Genomic DNA, 17,864 nt, shown 5'->3' with positions numbered 1-17,864 from the left:
TATTCTCTCTATGTTAAGAGCGATAAACGCGATACATGAAGAGCGCGGGCGTTATCTGGCGATTGCTGCCGCTGCCAGCGCGCCTGGACCAACCATGCAATGCCCCTCACGAATATGATAGAGATATTCGTCCTTGAAGAGTTTGATGCTGCTGGAGATGCTCATCGTGGCGGCATCGCCCAGCGGGCAGAAGCATTTGCCCAGCATATTGTCGCAAATATCGAGCAGCAGCGGCACATCCCTTTCCAGCCCCTGGCCGTGTTCCAGCCGCTCCAGCAGTTCTGTCAGCCAGTACGTGCCTTCGCGGCAGGGTGTGCATTTGCCGCAGGACTCGTCGCGGTAGAACTCGGTCATGCGCAGCACCGCGCCGACGATGCAGGTATCTTCATCGAGAACAACGATACCGCCGGAGCCAAGCATTGATCCCGCCGCTGCGATGGACTCAAAATCCAGCGGAGTATCGAGCTTATCAGGCATGAGGAACGGCGTAGACGAGCCGCCGGGGATGATCGCTTTCAGCTTTTTGCCCTTCCAGACGCCGCCGCCGCATTCTTCGATCAGCACGCGCAGGGGGGTACCAAGGGGAAGCTCGTAGTTGCCCGGCTTGTTGACATGTCCGCTCAGGCAGTAGATGCGCGTACCCTTGCTCTTTTCGGTGCCAAAGCTGGCGTACCAGTCCGCGCCGTTCAGCACAATGGCCGGAATCGTGGCAAGCGTCTCGGCGTTGTTAATGACGGTTGGCCCGCCATACAAGCCTACAACTGCCGGGAACGGCGGCTTGAGGCGGGGATAGCCGCGCCGACCCTCCAGCGATTCCATCAGGGCGCTCTCTTCGCCGCAGATATAGGCCCCCGCGCCGCGATGAACGGTTACTTCCAGATCGTAGCCGCTGCCGAGAATATCTGTGCCGATATAGCCAGCTTCGTAGGCTTCGCGCACCGCGCGCGCCACCTGGCGTCCGGCCAGCCCAAGCTCGCCGCGCACATAGATGAAAGCGTGATGCACTTTGGTCGCGTAGGCCGTGAGGATGACGCCCTCCACCAGCAGGTGAGGGTTTTTCTCCATAAGCATGCGGTCCTTGAAGGTGCCTGGTTCGCTTTCATCGGCGTTGCAGCAGAGGTAACGTGGCCTGGGACTCTCTTTCGGCAAAAAGCCCCATTTCACGCCGGTAGCGAAGCCCGCGCCGCCGCGCCCACGCAGCCCCGATTGTTTGACGATCTCTACGATGTCGTCAGGCTGGTAGGTTTTCAGGGCTTTTTCGAGCGCCTGATAGCCGCCGTGCTGGCGATAGACCGGCAGAATATCAATATTCTCTACATCTATATCTCTGGTCACAATCAGTTCAGGCATGGTTCTCGACTCTTTCAACGCCGCTTCGTTCCGGCTGCCTCGGTTCGGCTTTTCTCCGGCGTCGCTGGCGTAGCTGCTTTTTCCTGGCCCTGTGCTGTTCCGGCGCTTTCGTTGTCCAGTTCCTGGTTGAGCGCGTCAATCAGCGCGTCGGCGCTCTCGGGCGTGACCTGCTCGACAAACTCGTTATTCACTTGCAGCACTGGGGCTGTGCCGCAGGATGCCAGACATTCCGCCGTCAGCAGGGTGTAGCGCCCGTCGGCGGTGGTTTCGCCGCGCTTGACGCCCAGCCGGTTTTCCAGATGTTCCACCAGTTGATCGCAGCCGCGCAGGTAACAGGAAATGCTGGTGCAGACCTTGATGACCCGTTTGCCAGGCTGTTCCTTGAAGAACATAGTATAGAACGTGGCAACGCTCTTCACCTCATCCACGTTCAGGCGCAAGGCTTCGGCAACAGCCTCAAGGGCTGCCTCGGTGATGTAGCCCTCTTCATCCTGGGCGATATACAGCGCCGGTAACACGGCTGAGCGCAGCGTTGGGTACTGCGCGGCAACGGCGCGCATCTGTTCTTTGGCTTCTGCTGATACCACGTACCCGGTCCTTCCTAAATAACGATCCCGCTGTCAACGATCCACTTCGCCCAGCACAATATCTATGCTGCCAATGGCTGAGATAACATCCGAGAGCAATGCGCCCTGGACCATTTTGGGCAGCGCCTCCAGGTTGGCAAAAGACGGCGCCCGGACGTGCATGCGATAGGGCCGCGCTGTCCCATCGCTGACCATATAGAAACCAAGCTCACCTTTAGGCGATTCGATGCGTTGGTAGACCTCGCCCTGCGGCGGGCGGTAGCCTTCGGTGTAGAGCTTGAAATGGTGGATCAGCGCCTCCATGTTGGTAGCGACGGCCCATTTGGGCGGCGGCACCACTTTGCGGTCGCTGATCTGGTAGGGGCCTTCGGGCATGCCATCCAGGGCTTGCTGCGCGATCTTCAGGCTCTCGCCCATCTCCAGCATGCGCACCAGATAGCGGTCATACACATCGCCATTGCTGCCCACTGGAATATCGAAATCGAACTGCTCATAGCCGGAGTAGGGGAACATCTTGCGCACGTCCCAGGCAACGCCGCTGCCGCGCAGGACTGGCCCCGAACAGCCCCAGGCGATGGCATCTTTGGCGCTGAGCGGGGCGACGCCTTTGGTGCGCTCCAGCCAGAGTTGGTTGTTGGTCAGCAGGGTATGGTACTCGTTCAGGCGATCAGGGAAGATGTGGAGAAACTCGCGCACCTTCTCGTCAAAGCCTGGGGGCAGATCGGCCTGGAGGCCGCCGGGCATGATATAGCTGGTCATCAACCGCACGCCAGAGACTAACTCGAAGATGTCAAGAATCATCTCGCGCTCGCGGAAGCAGTAGAGGAAGACGCTCTGCGCGCCCAGATCAAGCGCGCTGGTGCCCAGCCAGACGAGGTGGCTGGCGATGCGCTGGAGTTCGACCAGCAGCACGCGCGTATAGATCGCTTTGGGCGGTAACTCTTCGATGCCCAGCAGCTTTTCGACGGCCAGCGCATAGCCCAGGTTGTTCGAGAGCGGGGCCAGGTAGTCCATGCGGTCGGTCACAACCAGCGCCTGGAAGTAGGTTTTGTTCTCGGCGGTCTTCTCGATGCCGGTATGCAGATAGCCGATGTCGGGGACCGTTTTGACGACGGTTTCGCCCTCCAGGGTGATGATCAGCCGCAGCACGCCATGCGTGGATGGATGCTGTGGCCCCATATTGATGGTCATGGTATCAACACGGGTGGTCTCATCAACCTTGACGCTCTCGGTGATGTGGAGTTCGGTTTGCTCTCCGGTTTGCATAGTGTGTGTCCTTGCCCGGCTACTCGCCCGGCTCTGGTTCGGGGCGCGGAGGAGTGGGCGGGCGGCTTTCATTGATCCGCATCGTCTGGCGGCCAATGCCTTGCGGCAATGGCTGGTTGAACGGTATCTGTCCGCCCCAGTGCGGTTCCGGCAGTTCGATGCCGGTGAGAGGATACTCTTTGCGCAGCGGATAGCTGGTCCAATCGTCTGGCATCAGAATGCGCCGCAGGTCGGGATGTCCGCTGAAGGTGATGCCAAAGAGATCGTAGACCTCGCGCTCGTACCAGTTGGCGGTGGGCCAGATATGACTGATGGTGGGAACGGCAGGGTGGTCCTCGCCGGGCTGGCCGACGCGCGTTTTCAAGCGAATGACGGCGCGGGTATCCAGCGAAAGTAGGTGATAGACGACATCGAAGCGCGGTTCGCGCTCAGGCCAGTCCACCGCTGTCAGATCCGCCATGTAATTATAACGCAGCGCGGGATGATCGCGCAGGAATTTGGCGACGGCTGGTACTTTTTCTGGCGGCAGCAGGATGGTGGTTTCGCCGCGATGTTCGACAACCTCCAGCGCGACCTCGCCAAACTTTGACCGCACCGCTTCCACCGTTTTTACCGCCAGGTCTTTTGTGGTTTCGGCCATAGGTAATGAGCCTTCTTCTCTTTCAGGCTTAATTTTCGCTGCCCAGGTTCTTCACCGCGCCGACCTTCAGCGGGTCGGGGGGATTGGGAATGCCCAGGCGAATCTTTTCCTGCAACTGGTTAAAGCCATAGAGCAGCATGTCGGGGGTGGGCGGACAACCTGGAATAAAGATGTCTACCGGAATGATTTTATCCACGCCCTGGACGATGGCATAGTTGTTAAAGACGCCGCCGCAGGAGGCGCAGGCGCCCATCGAAATGACCCATTTGGGGTCGGGCATCTGGTCGTAGATTTGCCGCAGCACCGGGGCCATCTTCACCGAGCAGCGCCCGGCGACGATCAGCAGATCGGCCTGGCGTGGGCTGGCGCGATAGACTTCCGCGCCAAAGCGGGCCAGATCGAAGCGCGCGGCGCTGGTTGCCATCATCTCGATGGCGCAGCAGGCCAGGCCAAACAGCGCCGGCCAGAGCGACGAACTGCGGCTCCAGTTGAGGATTTTATCTACTTGAGTCAGCAAAATGCCGGTCCCGGACTCCACATGGACGCCCCGCGACAGGCGGGGCGTCTGGGCGTTCGAGATGGTTTGCACTGGCTCCCAGGGGTTATTCACTCCCATCGGAACGCTCCCTTACGCCAGACATAGACATAGGCGATCAACAGAATTGCCAGGAAGATGACCAGTTCGATCAGTCCAAACACCTTCAGGTCGCTCTTGAGCAGCACCGCCAGCGGATAGAAGGAGACGGCTTCGATGTCGAAGATAATAAACATCATGCCCGTCACCAGGTATTTGACCGGAAAGCGGCGCCTGAGTGGCTCGATCTCCCGAATGCCGCTCTCATAGGGCGCGAGTTTGGCCGGTGAGGGTTTCTTTGGACCCAGCACGAACGTGATGCCCGTCACCAGCACGGCAAAGAGGATTGCCAGGCCAATCAAGATGAAGATGGGGACATACTCAGGAAATGGCAGCATAACAGAAGATACCTTTTTCCCCAGCCCGACGCTTCCCCGCCGCGCCCGGCCAATTTTTTTGCAGCATCGCTAGATACTGCTTTTCTTAAAAGATGTTTCAATACAAATGGTAGCACAGCACACCAGGGCTGTCAAATAGGGAACTGCTGGAGGTTCTAGCAAAAATGAGGTGTTGGCAAGCGAGGCATGGTACTGGTAGCGCCGCCTTCCAGGCGGCTACCGCTGCGCCAAGGCGAGCGTGCGCCCTCCAGGCCAGCACACCAGCAGGCCAGCGTTGAGCCGCCAAGATGGCGGCGCTACAAGTGGCAACCCCCGATAGGTGGTGGAACTACTGATGGAAATCAAGCAGAAGGCCAGCCGTCCAGTTAGCGGGGATGATCGCGTTTGCGGGCGACGAGCAGCAGGTTCAGAATGCCGAGGTCTTCCAGGTCCAGGGCTTGGAAGCAGCGCGAGAATTGGTGGCGCATCTGCTCTGTCACGATGATTGTTTGTGATACCTCCAGATACATGGCTTCCAGCCCCTGTTTCTCAAATGCGGCGCGGTACTGCGAAGCGCGCCAGCGGGTACGGACGGCGTTCGGCAGGTGGCTGGTCATCAAGCGCCAGATGGTATTGCTATAGGCGAGAAAGTCGAGCGGGCGGTTGAAATCGCGGTGATCGCGCAGGTCGATCTGGTGGCTGGTGAGGCCGCCGGGACGCAGCAGCCGGGCAATCTGGGCAATGGCCCCTGCGGGGTCGGAGAAGTGTTCAAAGCAGGTATGCGAACAAATGACATCCAGCGAGGCATCGGGCAGGCTGTTCCTGGCAATATCCACTGGAGAGCAGTAGTTGATACGGTCCAGCAGGTCACGCGCCAGCCCTTCGGGGTCGTGCCTGGCGCGTTTCAGCAGCGCCGGGGCGACAAGGTAAGTATCGGGAAAAATGGCTGCGGTCTTGACCAGCGCCAGATAGAGCGCATTCGAGCCGTGGTCCTGAGCGCGGGGGACAACATCCAGGCAGGTCACGCTTTTTGCGCCCGCCAGCAAGGCCAGCAGCCCCACGCCAACGTTGCTCCCCGGACCAATCTCCAGCAGATCGGCGCCCATCAGGGAGCCGCGCAGCGGCTCCAGCGCCGTGACGTGCCGGTGAAAGACGGTCAGTGGGTAGCTGGCCTCGTTTTTCTCAGGATCATCGCTCTGCGGCGCCCGGCGCTGATAGGAAGAAGCGATCAGGCGGTTGCCCAGGGCGATATTTTTGATGATGCTTCTTCCTGATTGAAGCGTTGTCTTGATGTCTGGCACTCAGTTATCTTTTCCTTGCAGGGCAATGCGCACGCCGCTGCTGAGAACTATTCCAAGCCTTAAGTCGCCGCCGCGCAGCGACGATTTCATCTACGCGCTTTGTCTACCGAGAGAGAAGCATCAACCGTTTGAGGCATTGCCTACCTGCCCGTTTCCTGCTCGCGCTGGATGATGCCGCCCAACATCAAGTGGAAGCAGACTCTTTACTGGTCAGGCCAGAAGCAAGGAATCAACGTCGCTGACTCAGGAAGGGTCTGTTCAGATAGAGCGATTATAGCAGAGCGTTCTGCCATTGTGAAAATGTCCCATGATACGTGCCAGCAAATCACTTGCAACTTTAGAAGAACTGGGAGATGATAGGGGACAGCAGAGCGGTCTATCGGGATAAGAGACGAATGGAAAGGTATCCAGGGGGAGTCTACCAGAAAGTACTAAGCGAGACAGCAGGTAGTAATAGAAGGGAAGTAAAAGGATTATATGAGTAGTATTAGTAGGGGCATGCTATGACTGCCAGGTATCTCATCACCGGCGGCGCTGGCTTTATCGGGTCGCATATCGCCCAAACTCTGCTGGAGCAGGGGCAATCTGTGCGGGTGTTTGATAATCTCTCCAGTGGTCGGGAAGGCAATCTCGCCGCCTTTGGGGGCCGCGCAGAAGTCATTCGAGCAGACCTGCGAGACCTTGCGGCTGTGCGCGCGGCTGCTGCGGGGGTTGAGGTGGTCTTTCACGAGGCGGCGCTGGCCTCGCCGCCAGAGTCTATTGCCGATCCGTTGCGGGCGCTGGAGGTAAATGTGACCGGCACGCAGCATGTGTTGCTTGCTGCCCGCGACGCCGGAGTCCGGCGGGTCGTGTTTGCCAGTTCTTGCGCGCTCTATGGCAATGAGCCGACTTTGCCCAAAGAAGAGAGCATGACGCCTTGCCCACTCTCACCCTATGCCCTGCACAAGCTCACTGGAGAGCATCTATGCCGCCTGTTTACGCAGCTCTATGGCCTGGAGACGGTGGCCCTGCGCTATTTTAACGTCTTTGGACCAGGCCAGAACCCGAACTCCGAATATGCGGCGGTGATCCCACGTTTTCTGACCGCTCTCTTAGAGGGCCGCCGTCCGGTGGTGTTTGGCGATGGGGAGCAAACGCGCGATTTTATCTATATAGAAAATGTGGTCAGGGCGAACCTGCTGGCCGCCGAAGCCTCACGCGCCGTCGGTCAGGTAATCAATATAGGTTCTGGCGAGCAGAGGTCGCTCAATGCGCTCCTGGGTGTCGCCGGGGATTTGCTCGGAGCGCGGGTCCAGGCAGAGTACCGCGAGGCCCGCGTCGGAGACGTGCGCGATAGTCTCGCGGCTATTCAGCGGGCTAGAAGCCTGCTCGGGTATGAACTAATAATAGGGTTTCAGGAGGGGCTGGAGCGCACCCTGGCCGCGCTCCGTCAGGAGAAGAGAGAACACCAGCAATGAGCCACGCGATGCAAGCCGCAGGAACACAGGCGCTATCTGGCGCGGCTGAGGCGGTTGCAGCGCCCGCGCGCGAATGAGGGGAAGTAACCCCTGTGAGCTGGCTCACTTGTTCAACTGGATGCGCTCTTATTGAGTGGTCGTTGTCGCAGGCATGGGCTGGTAATGCGGGTCAACCGGGAAGTCTGTGTTCAGGTGCGCCTGGCCGTTGTGATCGACGTAGTGCCAGACGCCATCTGCTCCTGGTACGCGCCAGATGGGATCAATGACGACTGTGCCTCCCTCGCGCAAGGTTTGTTGGACCGCCTGCGATCCGCTAAAATCGCCAGGAAAATAGATCAGTTCAGGCGTGCGCCCCTGGATCACAGCGACGTGCTGCTGGACGCTCACCGCTGCAACAGCCGCAGTGGCCGTGACCGCAGGAAATGAGTGGTTCACGTAAAACATGTCGCCCGTCACGGCGTCGAACTCCCCTTCATGAATCAGGCGGGACTGAGGATTATAAAAAAAGGTGAGCAGGGCCAGGGGATGATTGTTTTTATCAACCACCGGAACGACCCAGAACTGCGCCAGTCCAACATCACTGCGATAGGGTTTCACCAGAACCGGCGCGGCCAGCGTGCCGTTCTGTAATGCGTTTGCGATCAGATCGGCGCCTTGCGAGGCGCTCTGGAACATATCGGAGCATTGCGCCGCGCTTAAAATGTCCGCAGCAGACCCGGAGTTGATCGAGAACCATTTTGCGGGTTGAGCCTGATTGTCGGTTGTGATGAGCGTGGGATTACAGGCGCTGGTGGTTTGCGAACTCTGCCCAAAATGGGCCTGACCACTTCCCACGATAGCCAGGCCAATGCCGATGATCGCCAGGCAGAGAAAAGCAAGGATCGCGGTCAGACGTAAGGGGCGCCAGATAAGCCGAACAGGCGGCATTCGGCGCTGGTTCTTTTTGCGAGCGGATCGTGACATCGCTGCTGTCCTTTCCTCCTGAACGAAGCAACTCTTCTACGTGTCACTGTGGCAGCATTAAGGCCCCTGCATGATATTGCCCTGCTCATCGAGGGAATAATCGGCGCTGTAGGTGGCGTCCTCGTCGCGCTGAATGCTGACGTAGTTGCCGATCCAGTAGTGCGCGTTTGGGTTGCTTGTGCCAGGGCCTGCCTGATAGATGCCAATGACCGGATCGGGGTCCAGGCCGTTGTTGGCATTGTAGGTTTGTCCCCACCACCAACTACTCGTGGTCCAGGCGCTGTAGGAAACCCGCGCGTAGTAGGCGCCATTGAGGTAGGGGCCGAAGGCGCCCTGGTCCCAGGGATTGTAAACCGCGAAGCTGTCAATGGTAGCGGTGCTGACGGCGCCTGGGTCGGCGGAGGCCCAGACCCCGGCAATCACCACAGAATGCAGCGCGTGGTTCACAATGGCTATCTCAGGTGAGGTTCCGTCCCAGTGGGACATTGCAACGCCTTTGGCTAGCCCGTAAGTTCCTACAGCGACCCCGGTATGGTAGATGTACTGATGGTAGTAATGGCGATCAGGAGTCTCATATTGTGTAGCATAGGCATGAGCGCGGGGATCACCGCCAAAGTCTCTGGAAGTATCCGCCAGGGTAAACCCTGTTGGCGACGGGACTGGACCACCAGGCGGTGTCATGTAGTGCTGCATATCGTAGAGAATCTGCCAAGGGGTACCATTTGCTCCAGATGTGGCATGGCTGGGGTTGCCGTCGGCAGGCCCCTGGTTGTTTTGATGGGGGAACTCAATAGCATAGCCTTGCCTCCAGTATTGGTAGTTGGAAATGGCCTGCACTACTGCCAGGAAGCAGTAGTTACGAGCGTATTGAGGCCAGGGACCGTTACTGGGGCGATTGTTTGACGGTTGGACGCCGGTTGCTACTGCCATCCCCCCGTTGACGCTAATATCAGCGCCATAGTACGTCAGGGTAGATTCGTTCGGAATGCGCGATGCAGCCTGAGCGATTGAAGTTGGGAAGCGCCCTCCGCCAGCGGCCCAGACCGTGAGGGCGAGAAAGAGCAGGGCCACACCTAAGAACACCAGGCGGCGTTCCAGTGTACTCATACATTGTTCTCCTTCAGGTGTGTCATCACCACGATGGTGTCTCGGTGAGAGACGCGCTTACAAGCCCTTTTTCTGTGTTGGCAGTTGCGGAATGAATCGAATGGGCAGCAAGCGCCTGGATGCTTGCCGTAATCGAAGAGAAAGATACCTGAAGGATGAGGTGTTTGTCAAAATTTCGAGAGGAGGGGCCAGGGGGAATGCCATTGCCCTTCTTCCGTTGCGTCGTGGGAACGTCAACTCAGCGTCAGGACACCGGCCAGATATAGGCAGGTGATAGCATAGCCTCCTCAATCTACAAAGCGATACTTGATCAGCGCCCACAGCGCGGGAAAGGCGTCACGCCAGGTGGCCTTTTTTCCTTCATCAAAATCACGACCAGAGTAATAGATCGGTACTTCATAGATGCGATACTGGCGTTTCAAGACCTTCGCCGTGATCTCTGGCTCAAAATCAAAGCGATTGGAACGGATAGTGATGCTTTTGAGAATCGGCGCGCGGAAGGCTTTATACCCCGTCTCCATATCGGTAAGCATATTGTTGTACAGAAGATTAGCGATGAAGGTGAGGAGTTTGTTGCCCATGTAGTGCCAGAAGAGAAATGCTCGATGGATGCCGAGAAAGCGCGAGCCATAGACTACATCAGCTTTGCCATCCATGATGGGCTTGAGGACCACATCCAAATCTTTGGGGTCGTACTCCAGGTCGGCATCCTGGATGACAATGACCTCTTTGGTCGCGTGCTGCACGCCGGTACGGACACCGGCGCCTTTCCCCATATTCTTTGCGTGATAGTAAATATGGACGTTCTCCGGCCATGCGCTTTGCTCAAGAATAGCCCGTGTCCCATCGGTGGAGCAATCATCAACGATGATGATCTCTTTGGAGTAGGGGGTTTGCTGGACCATCTCGATGACTCGCTGAATGGTAGCCTTCTCATTATAGACCGGGATGATAACTGAGACTTCCATGAAACACTCCTGAATTGAACCGATACGCTTCTTTAGCGCGCCTCCTGCCTAAATAAAACGATCTCATGCGCTATTCTTAACGGCATCGCTCTGCCAGTATGAGATGCTACCAGGGGATGATTGTCCTACCCTTTTGGCCTCCGATAAACCTCTCTGGTATAATGGTTGTGATTTTCAGACCGATTCGGGCACCGGGGCGGCTGATAACCCGCGCCCCTCGCTGCTCTGCATAACGGAAACTCGTCTCTACTGTTCGATTGTTAGGAGAGATCGTAATGGCTCTGTATCTCGCTGATGGAGTGCGTCGCTCTGGTTCATTGGCCTTTTTCATTGGGCTGGGACTCTGCCTCTCATTTGCCCTCTTCTTCTTCTGGCCCCATCCACCGGCCTCATTGCTGTTCCTGGTGGTGGCCGCAGCCCTTGCCTCTATCCGCCTGGAGATTGCCATTGCGCTCCTGCCGCTGACCTTCCCTTATGATAACTATCTCCTGCCGCTCAGCGCCAGCGGCTACCCGCAATTCTACCTCGCTGAACTGGGTGTGATCATCTGCCTGGGAGCAGCCCTGCTCCGCCATGCCCTGCTGCCTGCTGAGCGGCAGGCGACCCGCGTCTGGCTGGGGAAGCTCTGGCGACAAGCGCATCCGTTCCTGACACCGGCGGTGCTGCTGCTGCTGGGTGCTTCCCTGGCGCTGCTGGTCTCCCCGGTTCAGCACCTGAGCCTGCGGGCGTACCGCGAGGAAATCCTTGAACCGCTCGTGTATTTTCTGCTGATGCTGCGCTATCTGCGGACCCGCAGCGATCTGGCGCGGACGGTGGGCGCGTTGATCCTCTCGGCACTGCTAGTCGCCTGTATCGGCATCGCTCAGGGATTTATTCAGGTGAGGGGCTTAAGCGACATCCTCAATCCTGGCGCGTTCCGCATCAGAGGCTCCACTAATGGCCCCAATAATCTTGGTTTTCTCCTGGACCGCGCGATCCCTCTCTTGCTGGCGCTGGCGTTCGTAGGGGCGCTGCGCCAGGGGAGGGGGAAAGGGCGCCATCCGACGCAAGAGGCTGGCTCCCAACAGCCAGCCTGGTGCGACCCGCTGCGCTGGGTCTGCCTGGGGCTGCTGCTGCCGCTGGTGTGGGCGCTCTATTGGAGCGATTCGCATGGCGCAGAGATCGCGCTCCTGATGGTGGCTTTCTGCTTCTTTGCCTTCGAGGTGCGCAGCAAGCTGGTGATTCTGGTGACAGGAGGGGCGGGCATCCTGGGGATCGTGCTCTTCTGGCCCCGCATCGTCGCACTCTTGAACAGCGGCGCGCATGGCAAATTCTGGGAGCGGCTCACCATTTGGAAAGCCGCTGTGTTGATGATACGAGATCATATGCTGCTGGGTATCGGTCCTGACAGCTTTAAAACCCTTTATCAGCCATCAGCGCCCAATTCCTATCTCCTCCAGGCGCTCGATGACCAGAGATCCGCTGCCCCGATTGCCACTATATCGCACCCGCACAACTTCATCCTGGACTTCTGGCTGAGCGCCGGGCTGCTGGGGGTGGTCGCCATCTTCTGGCTGCTGGGCGCCTTTGCTGTGGTGGTTGTGCGTACCTATCGTCGCTGTGCCGCGCTGCCGCAGGGGCGGCTACCCCAGTATCTCGTGTTGGGGATCGCTGGATGTATGGCGGCGAGTGTGATACATGGACTGGTTGATAAAATGTATTTTTTGCCTGATCTGGCGTTGAGTTTCTGGTTCTTCCTGGGAGTGCTGCTGGTGCTGCGAACGATAGCCGAGCAGGAGTCTGCTGCCCTGCGCCAGGAGACGAGGAAGCCTGGCGAAGAAGTATCAGTTATGCAGTAATCCTGCGATGCGCAGCGCCGCGTCGCCTTCCCCGAAGGGCTGTCGGTGGAGTGGCTCAGGCTGTGGGCGATTAATGGCCTCGATGATGGCTTCACGATGGCTCCCAACCAGCCGATTCCAACCACCTTCCAGCGTTTCCGGCCATTCTGTTTCGTCGCGCAGAGTTACGCAGGGAGCGCCAAGAAGAAACGCCTCTTTTTGCAGGCCGCCAGAATCAGTAGCCACATGGTAGGCGGCCTGCACCAAGGCGAGCATATCCAGGTGGCCTACCGGCTCGATCAGACGGACCTGGTCGCTCCAGGTCAGATGGTACTCTTTCATAAATCTCCGAGTGCGCGGGTGTACTGGGAAGATAACCGGCCTGCCCAGGCCGCTGATGGCCTGGGCGATTTGCCCTAACCGGGCAGGATCATCGGTGTTTGCCGGGCGATGGATGGTCAACAGCAGATAGCTCTGCGGCTCAATGCCAAGCGCGGAGAGAATCGAGTGAGCGCGCCCGACCAGCTTTGGCTGGACCTGGCGCAGCACATCGTACATCACATCCCCCACCACTGCTACCCCTTCAGCTATGCCCTCATGCAAGAGGTGCTGGCGTGCTGTTTCAGTCGGGCAAAACAGCCAGGTTGAGGCGTGATCCGTCAGGACACGATTGATCTCCTCTGGCATTTCGCGGTTAAAGCTGCGCAGGCCCGCTTCCACATGAGCCACTGGAATATGGAGCTTGGCTGCGGCCAGCGCGCCTGCCAGGGTGGAGTTGGTATCGCCAAAGACGATCACTCCGTCAGGCCGCTCTTTCAGGAGCACTTCCTCAATACCTTCCAGCATGCGCCCGGTCTGCGCGCCGTGAGACGCCGAACCAATGCCCAGGTGGTAATCGGGCGTGGGAATGGTGAGTTCCTCAAAGAACTGGGAGGAAAGGCCCGCGTCGTAGTGCTGGCCGGTGTGAATAATCAGTTCATCGTGTCGGAGTCGCAAAGCGCGGCTCACCGGAGCCAGTTTGATAAATTGGGGTCGTGCTCCAACGATAGAAACAAAGCGCATCCCTATCCCCTATCGTACCGTGATGAGCGGCCTGGCGCCATCTCCGATGGAGAGATAACGCATGCCCGCTGCTGTGATGGCTTCTGGCTTCAATGCCCGCCGCCCATCAAGCACAAGCTGGCAATTGGGAAACTGGCGGAAATCCAGCGAGTGGTAGACCTGATGTTCGGCCTGCACGATGATGGCGTGTATCTCCCCACGCTGCTCTGGCCTGAGCGGCCTGTAGCCCAATGCTTCTAGCTCTTGTTCGCTAAAGAGTGGGTCTTCAACAAGAACCCTGGCATCGTGTTCGACCAGCGCCTGCTGCAACAATTTTGCGCTGGTAAAGGCTACTTCGCGGACGTTGCCACGATAGGCGACCCCCAGGATCAAAACGGTTTGCCCCGCCAGCGAACCAATCTCGGTTTCGATACGTTCGACAGCATAGTCGGCCATCCCGTCATTGATGAGGCGTGCCTGGCGGGGGAGCGCCAGCCCTTCTGTAGCCCCGCTCAGGAGGAAATACGGGTAGACCGGAATGCAATGCCCGCCCACTCCGACGCCTGGGGCATGAATATGGGAGTACGGCTGGGTGTTGGCGGCGCTAATGGCCGCCATAGCATCCAGGCCATGCGCGTCTGCATAGCGGGCGTATTCATTGGCGAGCGCGATGTTCACGTCGCGGTAGGTCGTCTCGATGAGTTTGACGAATTCGGCCTCGTCAGTGCTTGCCATACAGATGACTTCAGCATCAAGCACCGAGCGATAGAAGGCGCTGGCGGCGTCTCTGCTCGCCTCGTTCACGCCTCCAACGACCTTGGGATAGGTAGCGAGATCACGGGAAATGTGGCCGGATGAGACGCGCTCCGGGCTGTAGGCCAGCAGGAAATCGCTGCCAGCTTTCAGCCCTGATTGTTCTTCCAGAATCGTGCGCAGCCTTCCAGCGGTCGTTCCGGTGGGCAGGGTGGTCTCATAGATGACGAGGGTTCCTGATGTCAGCCCTGATCCGACTGCTTGTGTGGCAATGTCAATGCTGCGGAAGTCTACCGCGTGCCCCTGGTTCACGATCACCGGCACAATGATGACGACGACCGCTGCCTGGCGCGCTGCCGAGGCAGTGTCCGTTGTCGCGCTGAGCCGTCCCTGGGCAACGGCGCTGGCAACTGCGTCTTCCAACCCCGGTTCTTCATGGACATGACAGCGCCCCGCATTGATGGCCTCAACGACCTGGGGATTGATGTCGCAGCCAATGACCTGGCGGCCATGCTGGATATATTGGATGGCAAGCGGCAAACCAATCTTGCCAAGGCCAACGACTGCGACTGTTCCGCTCTGCTGAGCGGGCGCGGTCACGAATGGATGGGGGTGCTGCATACGATAACCTCTCTACTTTGTGTCGCCTTGATGAACTGATGGGCCAGATGCAGGACAGCCAGGCCATCCTTGCCGCTCACGGTTGGCTCGGTGTCGTCACGCAATGCTGCGAAGATGTCTTCATACTCCCGGCGCAGTGGTTCTGCCTTCTGGACTTTCAGGCGCGTCATGGTTCCCTCACTCACTCCTGTAATGGAGCGCAGCGCGTCCCAGGTCGTTGTTGTATAGTCGTTCTCATAGAAATAAAGGTCTTGACTCAGATAGTTGACCAGATACATGCCACGTTCGCAGGTGACGCTCAGTTCGCGCACCTTGGTGGGTGTCAGCCAGTTGACATCCAGCACGCCGATGGCGCGATTGCTGAAGCGGATCAGGCCCAGCAGCAGGTCTTCGTGCGTTTGATGCACGCGCTGCTGGGATTCGGCATAGACGTATTCTACTTCGGCATTGGTGAGATAGCGCATCACATCCAGATCGTGCGTTGCCAGATCGAGAATGACGCCCACATCCCGAATACGCGGGGGAAATGGGCCGACGCGGCGCGCGTGCAGCGTGAATATCTGCCCCAGGTTGCCTGCTGCGATGTAGCGTTTCAGTTCCATGACTGCGGGATTGAACCGTTCGACGTGGCCGACGGCGATCTTGCGGTCACGCTCGGCTGCCAGCTTGAGCAGGGCGATAGCCTCCTCACTGGTAGCGGTGATGGGTTTTTCGATGAGGACGTGGCAGCCCGCCTTCAGCACCGCAGCGGCCACCTCAAAATGGGCATTGGTTGGCACGACTACCGAAACCAGATCGGGGCGAACCTGGTTGAGCATCTGATGATAGTCGGTAAAACCGGCAATGTGGAAGCGACTGATGGCCCGCGCCAGAGATGGCTCGTGGGTTTCGGCCACGCCAACCAATTCCACTACGTCTTCGGGAAAATCACGCAGGACGCGCAGATGGTTCAGGCCCATTGACCCTGCGCCGATCACGGCCACCTTCACTGACATAACGGATCACCTCTTGTGCGATAGTCGCCAGATTCTCCTCGCTCACAGCGGGGTGAATTGGCAGAGAGAGTATCTGCTTTGCTGCGGTTTCTGCAATCGGCAGAGAGACGTGGAACCCCTGCTCCTGGTAGAAAGGCTGCTGGTGAATTGGGCAGGGATAATGAACCGCTGTGCCGATGCCGCGCTCGGCCAGCGCCTGTATCCAGGCGTCCCGGTCGCCTTCCACCTGAATGGTGTACTGATGATAGACATGGCGGTAGCCGGGGCGAGTTACTGGCGTCTTGACCCATTCGCGCAATTGCGCTGTCAGCGTGGCGGCGTTGGCAATGCGCTGCTCCGTCCATCGCTCCAATTTCTCCATCTGCGCCAGGCCAATGGCGGCCTGTATATCGGTCATACGCTGGTTATAGCCAATGGCAATGTGGTGATAGCGATGCTGCTGCCCGTGGCTGCGCCAGAGTCGGACTTGCTCGGCAATTTCCGGGTCGTTGGTGGTGATCATGCCGCCTTCCCCGGTGGTGATGTTTTTGGTGGCGTAGAAGGAGAAACAGCCAGTGCCAAAACTACCAACGGGTTTTCCGCGAATCGCTGCCGCGTGCGCCTGGCAGGCGTCCTCAATCAAGATTAGATGATGCCGCGCGGCCAGTTCCCCTAATCGGTCCATATCGCTGGGGTTCCCGTAGAGGTGTACTGGCATGATCGCTTTGGTACGTGGGGTGATGGCTGCTTCGACGAGGGCCGGGTCAATATTATAGGTGTCTGGCTCAATATCGGCAAACACGGGGGTTGCGCCGACGAGCAGAATGGTGTTGGCTGTGGCCGCAAAACTGAAGGGGCTGGTTATTACTTCATCCCCGGGGCCAATGCCATGCGCCAGCAAGGCCAGGTGCAGAGCTGCTGTCCCTGATGAGACGGCAATGGCTTCTTTGACCTGGCAGAGTTCAGCGAAACGCTGCTCGAACTCTGCTACTTGCTGTCCCTGGGCGAGCTGCCCGCTGGTAAAGACCCTGGAGACGGCAGCCAGTTCTTCAGCGCCCAGGAGCGGGCGAGCGATTGGAATCATTTCTTCTCCTATCTAGCGATGTTCTCCTGCTGCCAGCGTGTAGCTGATCTGGCAGGACGGACAGATGCCTGTCAACCCTGAAGGGGTTTGCGTGAGGTTTTCCAGCTTGCGCGCGCAGCGGCAGACATACCCTTGCAGGCGCGCTGGATTGCCAAACATCAGCGCCTGATCGGGTACCGAACGGGTCACGACAGAGCCAGCGCCAATGAGCGCGAAAGAACCGATGGTGACATTGGGTAGGATAATGGAGCCAGCCCCGATAGACGCGCCAGTGCGTACCAGCACTCGCCCCACTTCCCAATCATCCTGGCCCTTCAGCGCGCCTGATGGGGTAATAGCTCGTGGGAGCATATCGTTGCAGAAGCAGACGTGTGGCCCGATAAAAACCCCATCTTCTACCGTCACTCCATGATACACAGAGACGTTGTTCTGAATCTTGACGCGGTTGCCGATCTGAACACCGAAGTCTATATAGGCGTTCTTGCCAATATTACATTCAGCGCCAATCTGCGCGCCCTCTCGGATTTGTGCCTGGTTCCAGATGCGCGTTCCCTCGCCAACGTGCGCATCGGCGGCGACATCGGCGGTTGGATGAATAAAGATCGTGTTCACACTTTCTCCACTGTTGTGAGTAGGCGAAGGGAAAGAATGGGTGAGTGAGTGAAAGCTCACCTATTCCCTGGCACATTGATTCTCGCATCGCTGTCAAGGGAAGGATGGTTGGGGGTGATCGTTCATCTCTGCTGTAGAGGTGAAAGGCGCGCGATGGCCGGTTTTATGCTAGGAAAAATTGGCTAACACTGACTCAGGCGTATTCCTCCAACCCGTTCTTTCGTTATCTAATAAGGGCTGGATGCGGGCGGCACGACCAGAAGCGCCTCTTGTATTGAGATCGGTAAGGGCGTATAGTGCGTGTATTGTTCAGGTGTTGAGTATGCGCCTGATGTTCCTACTTTTGGTGTTCTTATAAAAATACCTTTGATG

At 58.2% G+C, this 17,864-nt stretch carries 17 protein-coding genes; 2 read left to right on the top strand and 15 right to left on the bottom strand.

Annotation, left to right across the window (positions count from 1 at the left end):
* Positions 1 to 51: 51 nt before the first annotated feature.
* From nuoF to VH599_13175, 7 genes are all read right to left on the bottom strand, one after another.
* Positions 52 to 1,350 (bottom strand): NADH-quinone oxidoreductase subunit NuoF, encoded by a 1,299-nt coding sequence (gene nuoF, locus VH599_13205; GenBank protein HEY7349265.1) that lies wholly within the window; start codon positions 1,348 to 1,350, stop codon positions 52 to 54.
* A 14-nt stretch (positions 1,351 to 1,364) separates the two neighbouring features.
* Positions 1,365 to 1,937, bottom strand: a complete 573-nt coding sequence (gene nuoE, locus VH599_13200; protein ID HEY7349264.1) for an NADH-quinone oxidoreductase subunit NuoE — start codon at positions 1,935 to 1,937, stop codon at positions 1,365 to 1,367.
* A gap of 33 nt (positions 1,938 to 1,970) precedes the next feature.
* Positions 1,971 to 3,203 carry an NADH dehydrogenase (quinone) subunit D gene (gene nuoD / locus VH599_13195; GenBank protein HEY7349263.1) on the bottom strand — a complete coding sequence of 411 codons (1,233 nt, stop codon included), beginning with the start codon at positions 3,201 to 3,203 and terminating at the stop codon, positions 1,971 to 1,973.
* A gap of 19 nt (positions 3,204 to 3,222) precedes the next feature.
* A complete protein-coding gene (locus tag VH599_13190) occupies positions 3,223 to 3,843 on the bottom strand; it encodes an NADH-quinone oxidoreductase subunit C (protein ID HEY7349262.1) in 621 nt (206 codons plus the stop codon).
* A gap of 28 nt (positions 3,844 to 3,871) precedes the next feature.
* On the bottom strand, positions 3,872 to 4,459 hold the full coding sequence (locus VH599_13185; protein HEY7349261.1) for an NADH-quinone oxidoreductase subunit B family protein: 588 nt from the start codon (positions 4,457 to 4,459) through the stop codon (positions 3,872 to 3,874).
* Positions 4,450 to 4,815 carry an NADH-quinone oxidoreductase subunit A gene (gene ndhC / locus VH599_13180; protein HEY7349260.1) on the bottom strand — a complete coding sequence of 122 codons (366 nt, stop codon included), beginning with the start codon at positions 4,813 to 4,815 and terminating at the stop codon, positions 4,450 to 4,452. Before ndhC ends, VH599_13185 begins: the two co-directional genes overlap by 10 nt.
* A 365-nt stretch (positions 4,816 to 5,180) precedes the next feature.
* The gene (locus VH599_13175) at positions 5,181 to 6,095 is read right to left on the bottom strand and encodes a methyltransferase domain-containing protein (GenBank protein HEY7349259.1); all 915 of its coding nucleotides are present in this window, start codon (positions 6,093 to 6,095) and stop codon (positions 5,181 to 5,183) included.
* A 503-nt stretch (positions 6,096 to 6,598) separates the two neighbouring features.
* Here VH599_13175 and VH599_13170 point away from each other — a divergent pair.
* Positions 6,599 to 7,552, top strand: a complete 954-nt coding sequence (locus VH599_13170; protein ID HEY7349258.1) for an SDR family oxidoreductase — start codon at positions 6,599 to 6,601, stop codon at positions 7,550 to 7,552.
* A gap of 126 nt (positions 7,553 to 7,678) precedes the next feature.
* Here the strand turns inward: VH599_13170 and VH599_13165 are convergent, their stop codons facing one another.
* The 3 genes from VH599_13165 to VH599_13155 form a co-directional block, all read right to left on the bottom strand.
* Positions 7,679 to 8,515, bottom strand: coding sequence for a hypothetical protein (locus VH599_13165; protein ID HEY7349257.1), 837 nt, complete (start codon positions 8,513 to 8,515; stop codon positions 7,679 to 7,681).
* A gap of 57 nt (positions 8,516 to 8,572) precedes the next feature.
* Positions 8,573 to 9,622, bottom strand: a complete 1,050-nt coding sequence (locus VH599_13160; GenBank protein HEY7349256.1) for a hypothetical protein — start codon at positions 9,620 to 9,622, stop codon at positions 8,573 to 8,575.
* 287 nt (positions 9,623 to 9,909) lie between these two features.
* Positions 9,910 to 10,590 carry a glycosyltransferase family 2 protein gene (locus VH599_13155; protein HEY7349255.1) on the bottom strand — a complete coding sequence of 227 codons (681 nt, stop codon included), beginning with the start codon at positions 10,588 to 10,590 and terminating at the stop codon, positions 9,910 to 9,912.
* Positions 10,591 to 10,865: 275 nt separating this feature from the next.
* On the opposite strand from VH599_13155, the gene VH599_13150 reads away from it, so the two are divergent.
* Positions 10,866 to 12,428, top strand: a complete 1,563-nt coding sequence (locus tag VH599_13150) for an O-antigen ligase family protein (GenBank protein ID HEY7349254.1) — start codon at positions 10,866 to 10,868, stop codon at positions 12,426 to 12,428.
* Here VH599_13150 and wecB read toward each other — a convergent pair.
* Genes wecB through VH599_13125 form a run of 5 tightly spaced genes read right to left on the bottom strand, consistent with a single transcriptional unit; the run spans position 12,414 to position 17,492 of the window.
* A complete protein-coding gene (gene wecB, locus VH599_13145) occupies positions 12,414 to 13,469 on the bottom strand; it encodes a UDP-N-acetylglucosamine 2-epimerase (non-hydrolyzing) (protein ID HEY7349253.1) in 1,056 nt (351 codons plus the stop codon). The two genes, VH599_13150 and wecB, sit on opposite strands and share 15 nt — an antisense overlap.
* A 9-nt stretch (positions 13,470 to 13,478) precedes the next feature.
* Entirely contained in the window at positions 13,479 to 14,822 is a 1,344-nt protein-coding gene (locus VH599_13140; GenBank protein HEY7349252.1) for a nucleotide sugar dehydrogenase, read from the bottom strand.
* The gene (locus VH599_13135; protein ID HEY7349251.1) at positions 14,798 to 15,817 is read right to left on the bottom strand and encodes a Gfo/Idh/MocA family oxidoreductase; all 1,020 of its coding nucleotides are present in this window, start codon (positions 15,815 to 15,817) and stop codon (positions 14,798 to 14,800) included. Before VH599_13135 ends, VH599_13140 begins: the two co-directional genes overlap by 25 nt.
* Entirely contained in the window at positions 15,750 to 16,880 is a 1,131-nt protein-coding gene (locus VH599_13130) for a DegT/DnrJ/EryC1/StrS family aminotransferase (GenBank protein HEY7349250.1), read from the bottom strand. The genes VH599_13135 and VH599_13130 overlap by 68 nt, the downstream gene beginning before the upstream one ends.
* Before the next feature lie 12 nt (positions 16,881 to 16,892).
* Positions 16,893 to 17,492, bottom strand: coding sequence for an acyltransferase (locus tag VH599_13125; protein ID HEY7349249.1), 600 nt, complete (start codon positions 17,490 to 17,492; stop codon positions 16,893 to 16,895).
* Positions 17,493 to 17,864 lie beyond the last annotated feature (372 nt).

This window comes from Ktedonobacterales bacterium (assembly GCA_036557285.1).
GTDB lineage: Bacteria > Chloroflexota > Ktedonobacteria > Ktedonobacterales > DATBGS01 > DATBHW01.
Note: the sequence above shows the minus strand (reverse complement) of the source record. Positions and strands in the feature narration are given on the sequence as shown.

Excerpts from the sequence above, each read along its gene's own strand:
- VH599_13135 (HEY7349251.1), bottom strand. The coding sequence starts at position 15,817 with ATGTCAGTGAAGGTGGCCGTGATCGGCGCAGGGTCAATGGGCCTGAAC.
- VH599_13160 (HEY7349256.1), bottom strand. The coding sequence starts at position 9,622 with ATGAGTACACTGGAACGCCGCCTGGTGTTCTTAGGTGTGGCCCTGCTC.
- VH599_13155 (HEY7349255.1), bottom strand. The coding sequence starts at position 10,590 with ATGGAAGTCTCAGTTATCATCCCGGTCTATAATGAGAAGGCTACCATT.
- VH599_13190 (HEY7349262.1), bottom strand. The coding sequence starts at position 3,843 with ATGGCCGAAACCACAAAAGACCTGGCGGTAAAAACGGTGGAAGCGGTG.
- ndhC (HEY7349260.1), bottom strand. The coding sequence starts at position 4,815 with ATGCTGCCATTTCCTGAGTATGTCCCCATCTTCATCTTGATTGGCCTG.
- VH599_13150 (HEY7349254.1), top strand. The coding sequence starts at position 10,866 with ATGGCTCTGTATCTCGCTGATGGAGTGCGTCGCTCTGGTTCATTGGCC.
- VH599_13185 (HEY7349261.1), bottom strand. The coding sequence starts at position 4,459 with ATGGGAGTGAATAACCCCTGGGAGCCAGTGCAAACCATCTCGAACGCC.
- nuoD (HEY7349263.1), bottom strand. The coding sequence starts at position 3,203 with ATGCAAACCGGAGAGCAAACCGAACTCCACATCACCGAGAGCGTCAAG.
- VH599_13165 (HEY7349257.1), bottom strand. The coding sequence starts at position 8,515 with ATGTCACGATCCGCTCGCAAAAAGAACCAGCGCCGAATGCCGCCTGTT.
- VH599_13170 (HEY7349258.1), top strand. The coding sequence starts at position 6,599 with ATGACTGCCAGGTATCTCATCACCGGCGGCGCTGGCTTTATCGGGTCG.
- VH599_13140 (HEY7349252.1), bottom strand. The coding sequence starts at position 14,822 with ATGCAGCACCCCCATCCATTCGTGACCGCGCCCGCTCAGCAGAGCGGA.
- wecB (HEY7349253.1), bottom strand. The coding sequence starts at position 13,469 with ATGCGCTTTGTTTCTATCGTTGGAGCACGACCCCAATTTATCAAACTG.
- VH599_13130 (HEY7349250.1), bottom strand. The coding sequence starts at position 16,880 with ATGATTCCAATCGCTCGCCCGCTCCTGGGCGCTGAAGAACTGGCTGCC.
- nuoF (HEY7349265.1), bottom strand. The coding sequence starts at position 1,350 with ATGCCTGAACTGATTGTGACCAGAGATATAGATGTAGAGAATATTGAT.